The 17,637-nt window shown below is 37.9% G+C and carries 16 protein-coding genes, 1 pseudogene and 1 riboswitch; of the genes and pseudogenes, 15 read left to right on the top strand and 2 right to left on the bottom strand.

Translation table 11 applies throughout. From position 1 onward, the window contains the following. Positions 1-103: 103 nt before the first annotated feature. A pseudogene (locus ACFSR0_RS08585) lies at positions 104-813 on the bottom strand (IS30 family transposase); the annotation flags it as partial. Between the two features lie 266 nt (positions 814-1,079). Between ACFSR0_RS08585 and dnaG the strand changes: the two are divergent. From dnaG to ACFSR0_RS08535, 10 genes are all read left to right on the top strand, one after another. Continuing rightward, positions 1,080-2,909, top strand: a complete 1,830-nt coding sequence (dnaG, locus tag ACFSR0_RS08580) for a DNA primase (protein ID WP_379981867.1) — start codon at positions 1,080-1,082, stop codon at positions 2,907-2,909. 25 nt (positions 2,910-2,934) lie between these two features. Further along, a complete protein-coding gene (gene rpoD, locus ACFSR0_RS08575; protein ID WP_379981865.1) occupies positions 2,935-4,041 on the top strand; it encodes an RNA polymerase sigma factor RpoD in 1,107 nt (368 codons plus the stop codon). Between the two features lie 198 nt (positions 4,042-4,239). Further along, positions 4,240-6,291: a cell division site-positioning protein MapZ family protein gene (locus tag ACFSR0_RS08570; RefSeq protein WP_379981863.1), complete on the top strand. Its 2,052-nt coding sequence runs from the start codon at positions 4,240-4,242 to the stop codon at positions 6,289-6,291. Positions 6,292-6,320: 29 nt separating this feature from the next. Beyond that, positions 6,321-7,184: a CvfB family protein gene (locus tag ACFSR0_RS08565; RefSeq protein WP_379981861.1), complete on the top strand. Its 864-nt coding sequence runs from the start codon at positions 6,321-6,323 to the stop codon at positions 7,182-7,184. 101 nt (positions 7,185-7,285) lie between these two features. Further along, a complete protein-coding gene (fur, locus tag ACFSR0_RS08560; protein ID WP_379981859.1) occupies positions 7,286-7,747 on the top strand; it encodes a ferric iron uptake transcriptional regulator in 462 nt (153 codons plus the stop codon). Positions 7,748-7,905: 158 nt separating this feature from the next. Next, on the top strand, positions 7,906-8,796 hold the full coding sequence (gene xerD, locus ACFSR0_RS08555) for a site-specific tyrosine recombinase XerD (protein ID WP_379981857.1): 891 nt from the start codon (positions 7,906-7,908) through the stop codon (positions 8,794-8,796). A gap of 21 nt (positions 8,797-8,817) precedes the next feature. Continuing rightward, positions 8,818-9,582 (top strand): segregation/condensation protein A, encoded by a 765-nt coding sequence (locus tag ACFSR0_RS08550; RefSeq protein ID WP_379981855.1) that lies wholly within the window; start codon positions 8,818-8,820, stop codon positions 9,580-9,582. Then, the gene (gene scpB, locus ACFSR0_RS08545) at positions 9,566-10,150 is read left to right on the top strand and encodes an SMC-Scp complex subunit ScpB (protein WP_379981853.1); all 585 of its coding nucleotides are present in this window, start codon (positions 9,566-9,568) and stop codon (positions 10,148-10,150) included. Before ACFSR0_RS08550 ends, scpB begins: the two co-directional genes overlap by 17 nt. Positions 10,151-10,152: 2 nt before the next feature. Continuing rightward, positions 10,153-10,863, top strand: a complete 711-nt coding sequence (locus ACFSR0_RS08540) for a pseudouridine synthase (RefSeq protein ID WP_379981851.1) — start codon at positions 10,153-10,155, stop codon at positions 10,861-10,863. Positions 10,864-10,927: 64 nt separating this feature from the next. Then, positions 10,928-11,054, top strand: a riboswitch (FMN riboswitch). A 126-nt stretch (positions 11,055-11,180) separates the two neighbouring features. Further along, positions 11,181-11,798 (top strand): ECF transporter S component, encoded by a 618-nt coding sequence (locus ACFSR0_RS08535; RefSeq protein WP_379981849.1) that lies wholly within the window; start codon positions 11,181-11,183, stop codon positions 11,796-11,798. A gap of 82 nt (positions 11,799-11,880) precedes the next feature. Here the strand turns inward: ACFSR0_RS08535 and ACFSR0_RS08530 are convergent, their stop codons facing one another. Next, positions 11,881-12,123, bottom strand: a complete 243-nt coding sequence (locus tag ACFSR0_RS08530; RefSeq protein ID WP_379981847.1) for a ferredoxin — start codon at positions 12,121-12,123, stop codon at positions 11,881-11,883. A 34-nt stretch (positions 12,124-12,157) separates the two neighbouring features. On the opposite strand from ACFSR0_RS08530, the gene ACFSR0_RS08525 reads away from it, so the two are divergent. The 5 genes from ACFSR0_RS08525 to liaX all read left to right on the top strand — a co-directional run bounded on the left by ACFSR0_RS08525 (position 12,158) and on the right by liaX (position 17,621). After that, on the top strand, positions 12,158-13,174 hold the full coding sequence (locus ACFSR0_RS08525) for a helix-turn-helix domain-containing protein (protein WP_379981845.1): 1,017 nt from the start codon (positions 12,158-12,160) through the stop codon (positions 13,172-13,174). After that, on the top strand, positions 13,158-14,516 hold the full coding sequence (locus ACFSR0_RS08520) for a RecQ family ATP-dependent DNA helicase (protein ID WP_379981843.1): 1,359 nt from the start codon (positions 13,158-13,160) through the stop codon (positions 14,514-14,516). The genes ACFSR0_RS08525 and ACFSR0_RS08520 overlap by 17 nt, the downstream gene beginning before the upstream one ends. A 79-nt stretch (positions 14,517-14,595) precedes the next feature. Next, positions 14,596-15,165, top strand: coding sequence for an SAG1386/EF1546 family surface-associated protein (locus ACFSR0_RS08515; protein WP_379981841.1), 570 nt, complete (start codon positions 14,596-14,598; stop codon positions 15,163-15,165). Between the two features lie 48 nt (positions 15,166-15,213). Then, on the top strand, positions 15,214-15,897 hold the full coding sequence (cmk, locus tag ACFSR0_RS08510; RefSeq protein ID WP_379981839.1) for a (d)CMP kinase: 684 nt from the start codon (positions 15,214-15,216) through the stop codon (positions 15,895-15,897). Between the two features lie 188 nt (positions 15,898-16,085). Further along, on the top strand, positions 16,086-17,621 hold the full coding sequence (liaX, locus tag ACFSR0_RS08505) for a daptomycin-sensing surface protein LiaX (RefSeq protein WP_379981837.1): 1,536 nt from the start codon (positions 16,086-16,088) through the stop codon (positions 17,619-17,621). The last annotated feature ends 16 nt before the right edge of the window (positions 17,622-17,637 follow it).

Below are 17,637 nucleotides of genomic sequence, written 5' to 3'. Positions count from 1 at the left end.
GAAAATCTCCTTATTGATTGTGTTGGAACTTCAATAATACACGATTTTTCGCTATGACGTTTTTTTATTGCTTGAAAGTGGCTAAGTTCATCTTACAATGAACCCAAACTTTTTTTGTGAGAAAGTAGCGCGTTTTCCGTTCAACCATCGTGATGATGACGGGCTCATTTTTTGTTTTTTTGCCTAAGACCAAATCAACTTCCCAATGTCCAAAGGTTTCTCTTGATAGTACTTCTGGTGCACGTTCTTCAATGCTGCGTCCTAAGTGTCTAGCATTGCGGCCCTTCGGGTCTGAAACTGTTTTCTTTCGTGGTCGCATCCTGGTCGCATCCTGGTCTTCATAGGTAAATCAATGTTACGAATTGAGAGCACAGCAGCATTGATCAACGCATAAACGGTCTTCGTGCATGGAACGCGTTCCTCCGGATGCGACTTCTTATAGGATTGCACAAACGTATCCACACTGTGAAGCCGTAGCCCATTCTTGGGTACTAGCTTTTCTGACAAAGCTGCAAGAAACGCCGCAGAATACTTATGATGATCTCTCGCATGTGAATTGGCGCGATTTTCTTGATAGACTCGTGCACCTGAGACCGCGATATACTGTTCGTAGTAGTTACGTTGATAGTCAAGTTGGCGCGTTTTTCCGCGTCTCAATTCGCGGGAAACAGTCGATTGACTGACTCCTAATTCGCACGCCATTTCAGCTTGTGTATAGGTGCCACATTTTGCCATTTGTTCTAATTTTCCACGTTGGATGTCAGAAAGGTGCTTAAAGTGACGATTTTCTGTGGTATAATTGGCTTTAGTCATGTAGATACCTCTTTCATGCTTATGGTTTTGTCGCTTTTAAGTATAACGTATCTACATGATTTTTTTTGTTTATTTCTTTATGCATTTCATTTTACAACTTACCAAATAAAATTAAAGAGAGAATAAAAGCAAAAAAACTTGCTACTTCAAAAAAATATGTTATGATAGAAAGAGTAAAAAAAACAAATGATTAATCGCGCTAATTTGATTAGTGCGATTTTTTACCGAAGTTTTTCTAAAACTATGAATTGGCTGGAGGTGATTTTATGGCAAAGATACCTTCAAATGTTATTGATTCTATTCGCGAACAGTCAAATATTGTTGATGTGATTGGACAATACGTGCAATTAAAAAAATCAGGTAAAAATTATCTGGGTTTGTGTCCATTTCATAATGAAAAAACACCGTCATTTAGCGTGGCAGAAGACAAACAAATTTTTCATTGCTTTGGCTGTGGAAAAGGGGGCAATGTTTTTCGTTTTATTGAAGAAATCGAGCACATTCCTTTTTCTGAAGCCGTTTTAAAGGTCGCTGATTTGGAACAAATTCCTATCGACAATGCTCTCAGACAAATCAATCACGAAACAGGCGAGTCATCTTCTTCCCCAGCGATTCAACTTCACGAAAAAGCAGTCCAATTTTATCATCATATTTTAGTCAATACTGAAGTTGGACAAGGTGCACTGGATTATTTGCATCAGCGTGGAGTGACAGAAGATACAATTGAAGAATTTCAGATAGGATTTGCGCCACCGCAACGTACGTTTTTGGAACGTATTTTTCGAAATGAATCCCTACCAGCAGAGTCATTTTTAGAATCTGGTTTATTTATCGAAAAAGATGACCATTCATTAATTGATCGCTTTTATCAGAGAATCATGTTTCCTATTCGAAATAGTCAAGGAAAGACGATTGCTTTTTCTGGTAGATGGTTTGAGATGGATTCTGAAGACCAAGAGGATCAACCCAAATATTTAAACTCTCCGGAGACGAATTTATTCAACAAAAGAGAGGTTCTTTTTAATTTAGATAAAGCGAAGTCTACCATTCGAAAGGAAGGAACGATTATTCTTTTTGAAGGGTTTATGGATGTTATCGCTGCTTGGCAAGTAGGTGTGCAGAATGGTGTTGCTTCCATGGGGACGAGTCTTACGGAACAGCAAATTCAACAAATCGAACGGCTTTCTCAGAAATTATTGTTTTGCTATGACGGGGATAACGCGGGTCAAAATGCAACGTTTCGTGGAATTGAACTGTTAAGAGAGCATAGTCGATTAAAACTAAGTGCCATGCGACTGCCTGAAAAACTAGATCCCGATGAATACATTCGAAAATATGGTGGGGATGCTTTTGTACAAGTACTTAATCATCAGCAATTAACACCATTTCTTTTCACAATGGATTACTTAGCAACTCAATTTCATTTAGAAAATGAACAGGAAAAATTGGCATATTTAGAACAAATTCTAAAAGAATTGAATTATGTAGATTCGGTTTTAGAGCAAGATAGTTATTTAACAAAAATTGCAATGCAATTCGATGTTCAACGTGAAGCACTTGTGCAACAATTCCAAGTTTTTAAGCGCGAGCAGCGAAGAAAGCTTGTACAAGCAAAAAATAAGAATAGTCCAAATGGAATTGTGCCGCTGATGCCTTTGAAGCAAAAGAAGACACAACTTCAAAAAGCAGAGGAGATATTGCTGTATCGAATGACGACCGACACTTCCTATCGAGTGAAATTCAAACAGCAAGAAGGAGTTTTTCCTGAGGAACAGTACCAAGAATTATTTGTTCTTTTGGATACTTATTTAGACGTGGAGGAGTCCTTTGATTATGCAAAATTTCTCGACTTTCTTCAGGAAGAAGCTTTGAAAGAACTGATGATTGCAATAGGATCAGCAAACCATTCAGCAGAAGGCTCGGATCAAGAATTTCATGACTTGATGAAGCAATTAAAAATTTACACTTATCAACAAAAAATTCACCAAAAGCAGCATGAATTGCAGCAAGCATCTCAGGTTGGCGATGGTGAATTACAAGTAACATTAGCGATGGAGATTGTTAATCTCACCAGAAGATTAAAGAATATAGATTAAGCAAGCACCGAAGGGGGCATCTTTCATGACAAAAGAAACCAACGCAACATATGAACAAGCAGTAAAAGACTTTATTCGAACGAACAAGCCCAGTGGACAAGTAGTTTATGATCAATTGACCAATCAGTTAGCAACACCATATAGTTTGGATGCAGAACAAATGGATCAATTAATTCAAAAAATAGAAGATGCCGGAATTAGCGTTGTTGATGAAAATGGGGAACCATCTATCCACAGCTTACAAAGTGCAAGCAAACAAGAAAAAACTGTTCAACAAGAAGATTTATCTGCTCCTACAGGTGTGAAAATAAACGACCCTGTTCGTATGTACTTAAAAGAAATTGGTCGCGTACCATTGCTGACGGCTGCAGAAGAAGTCGAATTGGCATTAAAAATAGAAGAAGGCGACCAAGAAGCAAAACAACGATTAGCTGAGGCAAACCTACGTTTAGTAGTTAGTATTGCCAAACGTTACGTTGGTCGAGGTATGCAGTTTTTAGACCTTATTCAAGAGGGCAATATGGGCTTAATGAAAGCCGTAGAAAAATTCGATTATCGCAAGGGATTTAAATTTTCTACGTATGCTACTTGGTGGATTCGTCAAGCCATTACACGTGCGATTGCCGATCAAGCACGCACTATTCGCATCCCGGTTCATATGGTAGAAACCATTAATAAACTAATTCGTATTCAAAGACAATTATTGCAAGATTTGGGAAGAGAACCCTCACCAGAGGAAATTGGTGCGGAAATGGATCTATCAACCGAGAAAGTAAGAGAAATTTTAAAAATTGCTCAAGAACCTGTTTCTCTGGAAACGCCAATCGGTGAAGAAGATGACTCACATCTGGGTGATTTTATTGAAGACCAAGAAGCAACGAGTCCAGCTGATCATGCTGCCTATGAATTGTTAAAAGAACAGTTAGAAGATGTTCTAGATACTTTGACTGATCGTGAAGAGAACGTGTTAAGATTACGCTTTGGTATTGACGATGGTCGAACAAGAACACTGGAAGAAGTCGGCAAAGTCTTTGGGGTAACCAGAGAACGGATTCGACAAATTGAGGCAAAAGCTTTAAGAAAATTACGCCATCCTTCTCGTTCAAAACAATTAAAAGATTTTCTTGAATAGGAAATAAAGAAAGTGCTCCTTCTAGTGATGGAAGGAGTACTTTTTCTATGATCTTTTAAAAATGGAACAAGTAGGTTTTCAAAATAACCTGAGACAATGCATTTTCTCTCTCTTGGCTCCATGCTCATCTTTTACAGACCTGTTTTTTAGTGTATGATAAGGTTATTGGCAGTTTGCTAAAGGAGTGACGAAAAACGAATGAGCAATTATCCAAAAGATGAAGAAAAACAACAAACTGAAAAACAACATACTAATGAAGAGGTAACCGAGCAATCGGTAGAAAAAAATGATGATATTAACTGGTCCGAGCTAAAAAATCTCTCTCTCGGCGAGGTAATTGAGCAGTTAGATCAATCCATCGATGCGTCCAATGGTGATTTAGAGAATTCCGATGATCATGAAAAAAAACTAACTGATGCTTCGATTGAGAAGTTATTTGAAGACAATCCGATTCTAGCAACCTATATACGTGGACATAAAGATGGCACCCAAGTGGAGGCCTTAACCAAAATTGAAGAGTTAATGAAGCAAAAAGAAGAAGATAATCAAACCAAAGTGGAAAAGGCGGAAACACCAAAACAGGAAGAAAGCAAATCTGAACAAACAACTGACTCGAAAGCAGAGTTTGAGCAAATAGCACAAGAAGAAAATGAAGAACTTTTCAATAGCGAAACAATTGAAGAAGATAGTGGAAAGCATTTGTCAATTCAATCCGATGAGGTGTCTCAGGATTCAAATGAACCAGAGAAGAACGCTTCGATGCCAGCAGATGTAGTAGAAGATGAAACGAAAGCGCGAGTAGAAATTGAACAAAATCTCCCTGAGGAAGAATCGGCTCTGGCTCAAGAGGATTTGCAGGAAACACAGCCTAGTTCTGATGAAATTCCAGAAGAAAGTCAAAATGAAGAAGACGCTTCAGCTCTTACTGAAGCTTCCGAAAAGGTACCACCAAAAGATGGTACTGAGGGATCAAAACAGGAATCGGCAACAGAGACCTTAGTAGATCCCCTACCTACTCGAGAAGAAAAACTAACCAAAAAATCTGCGAAAAGAAAATGGTATGCAGCAGCAGCTATTTTGGCTGTTGGCGTTTCTGGAGGAGTTTATTACACCCATGTTCAAGCTGTAGCCCAAGCTGAAAAACAGCAAAAAGCGAAAGAGCAAGCACAATTAGCCAGTGTTACTAAAAAGTTAAACGCTAGCTATGTGAATAATCAGCAACAATTTTTGAAAGCAACAGTTACGCAGTCAGATTTAACGGCTCTTGAAAACCAATTAAATAAAATGAAACAGGTTCCAGGGTATCAATCTGTGCAGGAGTCCTTAGAAAAGGCACAGGAAAAATTGACACAGATAGACGCGCTTAATGAAAAATTTACGACGCCTATTTTAGTAGATGGTGAAATTCAAACGAATGCGCATGTCAAAGATGTTGAAAATGCTCAATTTACAACCTTGTCTGGTACAACGGAGTATGCTCAAACATACAATGCGGCAGTTGCTATAGCAGAAAAAGAAATAGCGTCTGCCAAGAGCACCGTCGCAAATGCAAATAAATTAGCAGAAAGCCTGTCAAATGGGCAATTGGCAACAACAACTAGTCAGAAAAACTACGATGATGTCAAACAACAAATCTCCTCATTGTATGACACAGCATTGCAAGAAAAACTACAGAAACAAATTTTACCAGTTCAAGTTGCGCTGACCAAACGTGCGACAGCAGCAAAAGTCGCGCAAGAAGCAGCTGCTCAAGCAAAAGCAGCCCAGGAAAAAGCTGCTCAAGAAAAGGCAACGCAAGCAAAAGCGGCGCAAGAAGCGGCACAGGCCAAAGCCAATCAAGCAGCAGAGACGCAAATGACGACAGACACATTATTGAAAAAAATCGCAGCGAATACTAATTACAGTGAAAAAACACAAATTTTAAACACTACGACGGCAACCAATAAAGAAAATCGCCCCATCATTGACTCAAGAAAAAGTGATTTAGCGAATTCAACGAGTGCTGCTTGGAACTGGGGGGACGGGATGTATGATTTTGTAATCAATCGTTGTATATCCAAGGGCTATATTGTTCCAAATGGTTTTTATCTTGAAAGAGTTCGAATTGAGAATGGCGAGGGATATTATAATCTCTATGCCATGAACAACGAATCAGCATTAATGAAAGGAATTAGCTCAAAAGCTTTGCCAATGTATATTGCGACCATCAACGCAAAAACAGGTTATTTTAAAGGAAATGGTTCAAACTAAATTGAAATCATCCCTAAAAGGAGAAGACTATGAATGATTTATTAGCTACAGTGTTTCATGGCATGATTATTGATGAAAATGATCATGCATACTATGTACAAAAAAATGGCGTCACTTTTCGACTATCAAAAAAAGAAGGCGAACATCAATTAGGTGAGCTAGTTGAAGGGTTTGGTTATCAAAACCAACACCAAGATTATTGCCTAACGACACATATCCCAATGATTGGCAAGGATCAATTTGGATGGGCAGAAGTGAAAGAAGTACGTCGTGACCTAGGTGTTTTCGTCGATATTGGTTTGGCAGATAAAGATATCGCGGTATCGCTAGATGAATTGCCAGCTATGCGAGAATTATGGCCGAAAAAGGGCGATCGATTGATGGTCCATCTGTGGACGGATGAAAAGAGTCGCATCTGGGCAAGTTTGGCAGAGGAAAAATTGTTTCAAGCAATGGCGAAAAAAGCCAATGTTGAACAAAAAAACCAAAATATTGTTGGGACTATTTACCGCTTAAAGATGGTTGGAAGTTTGCTCATAACTGAAGAAAACTATTTGGGATTTATTCATCCAAATGAACGATACCAAGAGCCTCGCTTAGGTGAAGTTGTTCATGGTAGAGTCATAGGCATCCGCCCCGATGGTGTATTAAATCTTTCACTTAAACCGAGAGTTTACGAGGCAATCTCCGATGACGCTTTGATGCTGATTGCTTATTTAGAGCGAGCAGCCGATCATAAAATGCCTTATACGGATCATTCCTCACCGGAAGAAATTAAACAATTATTTGGGATTAGTAAAGGTCAGTTCAAACGGGCATTAGGCCATTTAATGAAAGCAAAAATGGTGGAGCAAAAAGAAGGCTACACCATTTTGATAAAAAAATCTAATTGAGAATACTTGTATAACTTGTGGTTATAAATTATAATGATTTCAGTTGATTTATGAATTTTTATTTCTAAATTAAAATTATTCTAATTAAAGTAGGTGTTGTAATGAATACCATTGCAGCTTTAAAAAAAACAAAGCAACAATTGCATGATTCTGGTTTTAAACTAACGCCGCAAAGAGAGGCAACCGTGTTAGTTTTACTGGAAAATGAGAAAGAGCATTTATCTGCTGAAGAAATTTATTTTTTTGTCAAAAAGAAGAGTCCAGAAATTGGTTTAGCAACGGTGTATCGCACATTGGAAATTCTCACTGAACTAAATGTTGTCAATAAAGTTAGTTTTAATGATGGTGTTGCACGCTATGATTTAAGAAAAGAAGGGGCAAAACATTTTCATCATCATTTGCTTTGCCTTGAATGTGGCAATATAGAGGAGATTGAAGAAGATTTACTAGGGGAAGTCGAAGAAGTTGTCGAGCAAAGGTATCAATTTCAAGTAAAAGACCATCGCCTGACATTTCACGGTATTTGTCATCAATGCCAAGAGAAAATGAAACAGAATCAATAGCGATTACTTTCTAAGTGCTAACAGAAATGTTGTCATTTAGAAAGTTTTTTTTGAAACGCGCTTTGAAGTGTTCAGATAGCTCCTTTTCGCCAATGACAGAACTTTCTATTTACTGGGAAATTTGTTACTATAAGACAGTGAATGTAGGAGTGAGAGAAATGTATGACCAAATAGAAGACTACTTGCATTATTTAACCATTGAACGAGGCCTTTCAATGAATACTCGTTCAAGTTATGAGCGAGACTTAAAACAGTACTATCAGTTTGTAGTCAATCAACAAATTGAGAACTGGCAACAAGTGGATCGTTACTTAATACTTGCTTTTCTTGAAAAATTAAAAAAAGAAAACAAATCGACTGCCACCATCACGCGTATGATTTCTAGTTTAAGGAGATTTCATCAATTTTTAAGACAAGAACGCTATACCGATCATGATCCTATGCAACATATTGATACACCGAAGAAAGCGCAAAAGTTACCTGATACATTAAGCTTAAAAGAGGTTGAACGACTGATTGATACTCCTGATACGCGCAAAGTGTTAGGAATACGGGATCGAGCAATTTTAGAAGTCTTATATGCAACGGGTTTGCGTGTGAGTGAGTTAATTCAACTTCAATTGAGTGATATCCATTTGAATATGGCTTTATTGCAAACCGTTGGTAAAGGAGACAAGGAACGGATTGTACCATTAGGAGATTTAGCCATTCATTGGATTGAAGTCTATTTGAGTGATGCACGCCCAATTTTAGTGAAAAAAAATCCGAGTGAAACCGCCTTGTTTGTGAATAATCATGGGAAAAAAATGACGAGACAAGGAATTTGGAAAAATTTGAAGGCTATTGTACGAGCTGCAGGGATTAATAAAACGGTTACTCCACACACATTGCGACATAGCTTTGCTACTCATTTATTAGAAAATGGTGCCGATTTGCGTACAGTTCAAGAACTTTTAGGTCACGCCGATATATCAACGACACAAATTTATACGCACATCACGAAAAAGCGAATGACTGATGTCTACAAACAATATTTTCCGAGAGCTTAAGAAGTAGGAGTCCATGTTTTTATGAATGAAATGAAACTGAAATTAGATGTATTTGAAGGCCCATTAGATTTGTTGCTTCACTTGATTCAGCAGTTGGAGTTAGATATTTATGATATTCCTATTTCAGAGATAACTGGGCAGTATATGGGGTACATTCATGCGATGAAAGAGCTTCAATTGGAAGTTGCAGGAGAATATTTAGTCATGGCTGCTACTTTAATGTCCATCAAAAGTCAGATGCTATTGCCCAATATCAATGAAGAGGAAGATTCCTTTGAAGAATACATTGAAGAGGATCCAAGAGAACTGCTCGTAGCACAATTAATGGAATACAAAAAATACAAAGCGGCCGCACAGAAGCTAGCTGACTTCGCTGAAAATCGGCAACAATTTTATAGCAAAGAACCCTTGGATATGGATGACTTTAAGGAAACTCAGCGGGAGCTACCAGATAATCAAGTGAATACAATTGATCTTTTTTTGGCATTTCATCAACTATTAGAAAAAAGAAAGAAACGAGCAGCTTTTGAGGCAAGTATTTCAACCGATAAAACGACGATTGAAGAGCGCATAAAAGCAATTGAAACCCGAATGAAGTCCCTAAATGGGTCACAAGGGTGCTCTTTTGATTCACTATTTGATTCGGGTAGTAAAGAAGAAATTGTTACGACATTTATGGCTTTACTTGAATTATTGAAGTACCAAAAAGTCAAAGTCATCCAACAAAAAAGTTACGAACAAATTATGATTTTTCCAGGAGAAGGTACAAATGACGTCTTATCGTGAACTAGAAGCGCTACTTTTTATCGTAGGGCAAGAAGGCATTGGCATAGAGGAACTGAGTTATCTATTAAAAGAACCGACAGCTGCCATTTTTGAAGCCATTCAATTACTGAATCAACACTTTCAAAGGGATGAGCAGTCACCCTACGTTATTTTAGAAATGGGCAATCAGTTTGTTTTATCAACAAAAAAAGAGTTGGCTCCATTACTGAAAGAATATGCACAATCACCCCTTTCGGCAAAGCTATCACAGGCAGCTCTTGAAACGTTAGCGATTATTGCGTATAAACAGCCAATCACACGCGTTGAAATTGAAACAATTCGTGGGGTAAAAACGTCAGGCTCCATTCAAAAGTTGATTGCACTACAGCTAATTCAAGAAATGGGAAGAGTAGAGGGGCCAGGGAGAGCGATTCTCTATGGAACCACCAATTATTTTATGAATTATTTTGGGTTAAAGAGTCTAAAAGAGCTTCCCGATATTGAACAAATGACAGCAGATCTTGCGGATGATCGTCCATTTGATTTGTTTGACGGAACACATTCTGAGTTAACAGATGAAGGAGAATAACAATGAATCGATTGCAAAAAGTGATTGCTCAAGCGGGAATCACCTCACGAAGAAAAGCAGAAGGTTATATTTTAGAGGGACGAGTGAAAGTAAATGGAACAATTGTAAGAGAATTAGGAACCAAGGTTTCAGCAAAGGATCGCGTGGAAGTAGATGGGGTTCCGATTAGTCAAGAAAGTAGCGTGTACTATCTTTTCTATAAACCAAGAGGTGTCATTTCTGCTGTAATGGATGATAAAAAACGTAAGGTGGTAACCGATTATTTTCTGGATGTGCCCGAACGCATCTATCCAATTGGCAGACTTGATTACAATACTTCAGGTTTATTATTGCTCACGAACGATGGCGAGTTTTCACAATTATTAACGCACCCGAAAAATGAAATTGAAAAAAAATACGTTGCCAAAGTAAAAGGAATTGCGTTGCCCCAAGCCTTGAAACCATTAACGAGAGGCTTAAAATATAAGGGGGAAAAATACGCTCCAGCTAAGTACGAAATTCTTTCGGTTGATAACCGAACAGAAACAAGCATTGTTCAATTAACAATCCATGAAGGAAAGAATCACCAGGTAAAAAATATGCTTGAAGCTGTCGGCCTGCCTGTTCAAAAGCTGAAACGGGAGCAATACGGTCACTTGACACTAGGAAATTTGAAGCCGGGAGAGTATCGAGCACTACATAAAAAAGAAGTGAATCAATTTTTCAATAGCTAAATGAGGTAAAAAGATTGTTTTTTTTCAAAAAAATTGTATAATGAACTTGTAAAAAAAATATAAGGTTCGTCTTCAGGGGCAGGGTGAAATTCCCGACCGGTGGTGATAGTCCACGAACTGTATGAGTAATCATATAGCCGAATCGGTGAAAATCCGATACCGACAGTAAAGTCTGGATAAAGAAGATAGGGCGTATTTGTTTTGTTCAAAATAACAAAGTAAATACCCTATTTTTCCCTTGGAAAAATAGGGTATTTTTTTTGAATCGAGCAAATGGCTTCTGTGAAGATGTTTCCTAGCTATTAGGAGGATTTTTTATGAAGAACAACAAGGTACAAAAAATGGTGGCAGTCTCGTTATTTGCGGCGATGGGGTTAATTTTGCAATATGTTGGCTTTCCGATTATTCCAGCATTTTCGTTTATGAAAGTTGACTTTAGTGACATTCCCGTTCTATTAAGCATGTTTCTCTACGGTCCACTAGCTGGTATCGCCACAGCATTCTTGCGTTCATTTTTGCATCTATTAACAACCGGTGTAGGTGACCCTGCCAATTTAGTTGGAGATGTAGCAAGTTTTCTAGCAACAATCAGTTTTGCATTCCCTATTTTTTACTTTTTCCAAATGAAGAACAGCGGCAAAACAAGACAAACGCTTAACCAAGCGTTAGGTATTTTAACGGGAATTCTAACGATGAGTATTCTTATGAGTATCGCTAATTATTTTGTGATTACTCCCATCTATTTAGCATTTTTTGGGATGAATGCCGATCAATTCTTAGGGATGTCTTTGGGTAGATATGTCGTGATTGGTGTCTTACCATTCAATTTAATCAAAAGTATGTTAGTAAGTTTTGTTTTTCTGGTTTTATATGCCAAATTACTACCTTGGTTATCAAAAAAACAAGTTGGTACAATTAAGCATCAATCCTTATAATTAAGAACTAACTGATTAGTAAAAAGCAATACCCAAAATGCGATGAGGCATTTTGGGGTATTGCTTTTTTTTGGCGTATCTATTAGTGTCTGTTGGATTGATTCGAGCTTTGTTCGATTAGAATTGCGCGTACAGGGCATTTTTGATAAGCTTTTAGAATAGACGCATAGTGATTTTCAGAAATATATTGATGGGTTGCTTCCGGTTCTTGATGGAAAAGAACAATCCCTTCTTCATCATAATCAAAAATAGCGGGTGCATAGACAGCACACAACCCACACGCAATGCAACGTTCCTTAACTAAAGAACAAGTATAAGATGACATGGTTGCAATAAACCTACTTTCTTGAGGTGATTTTGTGGATAAATTTATTTTATCGGTATTGAACAAAAAGGACAAGTTGAAAATGACGACCCTCTATCAAGTATTAATTGGTAGAAGGACTTCTTCAATTATTTGTTATGCTTTTTTTTATGATTTGCTTCCTTATTTTGGTAGCTTTCCCAAACTGCGGGATGAAACATGGCAAAAAGAGTGTCAGCAACTGGAAAATAAAAGAAAACTCACCATTGATTCTCAAGGGTATATTTCGGTGGTTGCTTCGGCTATCAAACAGGAAGATTACTATGCTTTTCTGCCAGCTAATGTCAATTTTTACCGTTTTGGCAAATTGGATGGTGTTGGTTGGCGCCTCGTACAATTTCTTATTCAGCGGTTGACAAGTGTCCCAACAGATGAAAATCAATGGTTGGAGAATGGCTCTTTTTATATTCATGAAGTAGAAAAATTAATCGCTACTAGTGAATCAATAGATGTCAAAGATGAATTATTTAAAGAGTTGTATGCGGCATTTCAAAGTTTTCCCCGTTCGGAAGCCAACTTATTGGCAAGGACGATAACGGGTAATATGCATATAGGAGAGACTTTCTATCAAGTACTCAATCAAGATGCTTCTGAGGTGGAACAAAAACTGATTCAGGCGAATGCTACCCATCTATTTTATCAGTATTTTTTGAAAAAGAATGACTTACTTTTTTATCAATTGCTAAAAGATTGGTATCGTATGGGCTTGAATCAAAGTTTATTGGTGACCAGAGCGTATTTTTTAAAGGGTGCGTCCCTAGCCGAAATAGCCGCTAAAAGAAATCTGAAAGAAAGTACGATTCGTGACCACGTCATTGAATGGGCCGTGAATGATCCAAACTTTCCTTTCGACTATTTTGATTTCTCACTTTTGAAAGAACAGATGGATGCTAGTCCATTACCTGTATGGCAACAAACGTATAATGAAGTGAATCAGAGAAAAGCAATTGATTTTTTGTTGTTTCGTCTATATCAAATTCAAAGGAAGCGTGAGCATGGAATTACAGCATGAATTAAATCGATTATTTGGTTTAACAGCTTTTCGCGATGGTCAGGAAGAGACCATCGTTTCTTTGCTAGAGGGGCATGATACATTAGCACAGCTTCCCACTGGAACTGGGAAAAGCCTTTGTTATCAAATGGTAGGATATTTAAAAGAAGGGCTTGTTGTCATTGTCTCGCCGCTTATTTCCTTAATGGAAGATCAAGTTTCCCGTATCCTGCATTTGGGTGAGCGCCGTGTAGCTTGTATCAATAGCGCCTCTCTTCCTGAAGAACGAGCGAGCCTGTTGAATCATTTATCTGAATTAAAGTTTCTATTTATGAGTCCTGAAATGATCCAGAATACCACAATCTTAGCGCATCTTACTAGACAAAAGATTGCTTTATTCGTGGTTGATGAAGCGCATTGCATCTCGCAGTGGGGCTTTGATTTCCGTCCAGAATATCGATTACTAGGGGAAGTAAAAAAACGATTAGGCTCACCCGTTACATTGGCCTTAACAGCTACCGCAACGGAACAAGTCCGTATAGACATTAAAAAAAGTTTGTTATCCGGTAGAATGAGCGAGTTTGTTTATTCTGTTGATCGCCCCAACATTGCTTTGTTTGTAAAAAAAAGTGAAAACAAACTTGCTGAGTTGGAAGAGCTTTTAATGAACATTGATGAGCCAACGATTATCTATTGTGCCACACGTAAGAAAGTCGAAGAATTGTATGGACATTTCTGCGAGAACTATTCTATTGGCTATTATCATGGTGGTCTTAGTACGGGAGAAAGAAGTTTATTACAAAAGCAATTTAAAGAAAATTACTTGCAAATTTTGATAGCAACGAACGCCTTTGGTATGGGCATTGACAAGCCTGATATTCGCTATGTCCTTCATTATGATTTACCGGATAGTGTTGAAAATTATGTACAAGAAATTGGAAGAGCGGGTCGTGATGGTCAGGAAAGTTTTGCTATGCTTTTTTATCAAAAGGGAGATGAGCAGATTCATTATTATTTTCAAGATCAAGCAAGAGATGACTGGGTTCAGAAAATGGCTGGAACAATGGATCATGCGACTGTCAATGAAACGAAACACGCTTCTCAAAAAGAACAGCAAAAGATGGAAGCTAATCAGCAAGAGAAGAAAAGAAAGTTGCAGCAAATGCTTGGCTATCTGGCGGAATCGGTTTGTCGTCGCAAGTATTTACTGAATTATTTTGGTGAAAAGAACAGTGGTCAGGCAAATAATTGTTGTGATTTACACGATGCAACCCTTGATTTAAAGAAAAACAGTCATCGCAAACAAAAGACTAAGCGACAAGATGAATGGGAAGAAATATTGGAAAAAATTTTTAAAGAATAATATTTGGTAAGATTTTCTTGTCCACTTGCAGTTTCCCTATGGTATAATAATTCGGAAAGCTTAGCAGGAGGGAATCAAATTGAACAGAAGAAATAAGCGCAGTGAGCAAGAAGAGCATGATAAAAATGAACCGTGGGACCAACCAATCTATGAGCCAGATTCCTCTGAATCGTACTCACGTTCCTCACAACATCGTCAAAAAAGAGGAAATAATTTATTTTTATCCGTTGTCCTATTTATCTTATTTTTGTGTGTGGCGCTTCCAACGATTGCTGGAATTTGGGTTTTTCAGCAAAAAAATCACGCGGCTAGTGCAATCAGCACGACAGAAACGAGTCAAACGAAAACCACGAAGTCTTCTGAGTCAGCAACGAGTAGCAGTGAAAGCTCATCAGAGACAACTGATTCAACAACGACCGAAAGTTCAGTAGCGGATTCTTCTTCAACGACTTCAAGCAGTGTTAACGAAGATTCTTCTAGCAGTTCTTCATCTGAAGCGAATGGGGACACAATTACGGTATTAGCTGGCGAAGGGCCAAATCAAATTGCCGCACGTGCTGGAATCACGGTGGATAAATTGTTAGAGTTAAATGGGATGACATTGGACAATTATTTCTTTTCACCTGGTCAACAAGTCAAAATTAAATAAAAACCGCCTCGCGGTTTTTTTTAATGGAAAAAGAAAGGTGAAGAAAGAATGAAAAAAATAAACATTGCGATTGATGGACCTGCCTCTTCAGGAAAGAGTACGGTTGCAAAAATTTTAGCGAATGATTATGGCTTCATCTATACAGATACTGGTGCGATGTATCGTAGTGTGACACTGATGGCTATTTGTTCGGACGTTGCATTTGATGATGAGCAGGGATTAGTATCGCTGATTAACAATCATAAAATCTCTTTTCGTCAAACCAACCAAGGACAATTGGTCTATATTGATCATGTCAATGTGACTGAAAAAATTCGGCAACCTGAAGTGACCAACAACGTTTCAGAAGTTGCTGCACATGAACAGGTTCGTCGTAAGCTAGTCGAAAAACAACAAGAAATTGCGAGTAATAGTGGTGTGGTGATGGATGGCCGTGATATAGGCACAGCTGTTTTACCCAATGCAGAAGTCAAAATTTTTTTGGTTGCAAGTGTGGAAGAACGCGCAGAACGAAGATTCAAAGAAAATCAAAGTAAAGGAATCCCCACTGATTTTCAGACATTAAAAAAAGAAATCGAACATCGCGATCAACTGGATTCTACCAGAAAAATTTCACCACTAAAACAAGCAAATGATGCGATTCGTCTTGACACCACAGGAATGTCTATCCAGCAAGTCGTCATGAATATCAAAAAAATTGTTGACGAAAAGGTTGCTAAATCAATCAATTGACAAAAAAACTTTCCCTGGATTATTTCAGGGAAAGTTTTTTTTAAACTGCAATTCAAAATGCCTCATGGTTGCATAGGTAGTTAAGGAATCTATCATAAGTTGGTACTTTAGACCTATGTCAAACTACCCTATTCTTGGCATAATAAGGATATAAAAAAGTTTTAAAAAAATTGATAGGAGGCATTTCCATGAATGAAAGAGAACGTATTTTAGATTTGGTAAAAAAAGGTGTACTTTCCACGGAAGAAGCCTTAGATTTATTAGAAAGTATCGCAAATGAAAAGGATGCTTCACAAATCCAAAGGGCTGAAGAAGAAGTCAAGGCACATAAGGCAGATAAAGTAGATGATACAATAAATCAAGAAAAAACAATGGCTGATTTAGAAAGGGAGGATAAGGAACACTTAGAATCCATTCTTGAAAAATTAACGGCCAAAGCGACACATGCATCCGCGGAATTGGATGAAATTTCCGTTGAATTAGAGGGGATTTCACAAGAACAAGCCGAAATAGCTGATGAAATCATGCAACTAAATACCAAAGAGGAATTAGGTGAACTAACTGATTCTGAGCGGGAACAACGTCAAACACTAGAAGAGCAACTAAAAGAATTAGCTGGAGCTGCTGAAGAATTGAAAGCAGAACAACAAGCGATTGACGAAGAGATGAAGACAATTCGTAAAGAGCAATGGAAACACACAAAAGAAAAGGTTAGTCAAAAATTTGATATTCCCGATGACTGGAAAGAACAAGCAAACGAAACGTTTAGTCAAGTAAGTGACAAGATGTTGAAAAGTGGCTCAAAATTCGGCAAATCATTGTTGAAAACCATTCAATCTGTCACAGATACCATCGGGGAAAACGTTGAATGGAAGAATATCCATGTCAAAGTACCTGGAGTTGCTGCAACCAAATTTGACAAATCATACGAATTTCCAGCTACCGAAGCGACGATTATCGATATGAAAGTCGCAAATGGAAAAATTCAACTGAAAAAACATGACGAAGAAGTCGTTAGAATAGAAGCTGCAATCAAACTTTATGGGAAGGTAGCGGATGAAGATCCCGAAGAAGTATTTGCAAGCCGTAGTCAAATAATCGTGGATGAAGAAAAAATTAGCGTTCAGATTCCTAACAAACGTATTCGGGCAGAACTAATTGTTTATTTGCCAGCAAAAATTTATGATCATGTTTCAATCAAAATGTTAAATGGTGCAATTCTGATTGATGACTTGGTAGCAAAAGATGTTTATTTGAAGTCAACCAATGGTGATTTAATGATTCAATCCCTATCAGCTACTATGCTTGAGATGGAAGGAGTGAATGGAGAGATTTCTATTCAGTCGGGGGTCATTCGCGATACGGTAATTGAGTCCGTCAATGGCTCAATCACCTTGACAACCACACCAGAAACAGCGAGTATTTCTCTAGTAAATGGTGATATTAAATGTACCTTTACCGAAAGTACGCTTAAAAAATTGGAGGCAACTTCAGTTAATGGCAATATTAAATTAGCGGTTCCTGCCACATTGGGCATGAATGGATTGGCAAAAACGAGTATGGGTTCCATCCAAAGTCGAATGACCAATTATGATGTTATCCGTGAAAAGAAAGACCGGATGAATCAACTGTTAGACTTTGCCCGAGTTGCAGAAGATATGGCAACGATTACTGTTGGAACGACGACTGGAACCATTTATTTAAAGGATAGCCAATCGCTATAAAGGAAAGGAAGGTGAA

The sequence above is a fragment of the Enterococcus camelliae genome, assembly GCF_042685105.1.
GTDB lineage: Bacteria > Bacillota > Bacilli > Lactobacillales > Enterococcaceae > Enterococcus_G > Enterococcus_G camelliae.
The sequence above is the reverse complement of the archived record's forward strand: the minus strand, read 5'-3'. Positions and strand labels throughout refer to the sequence as shown.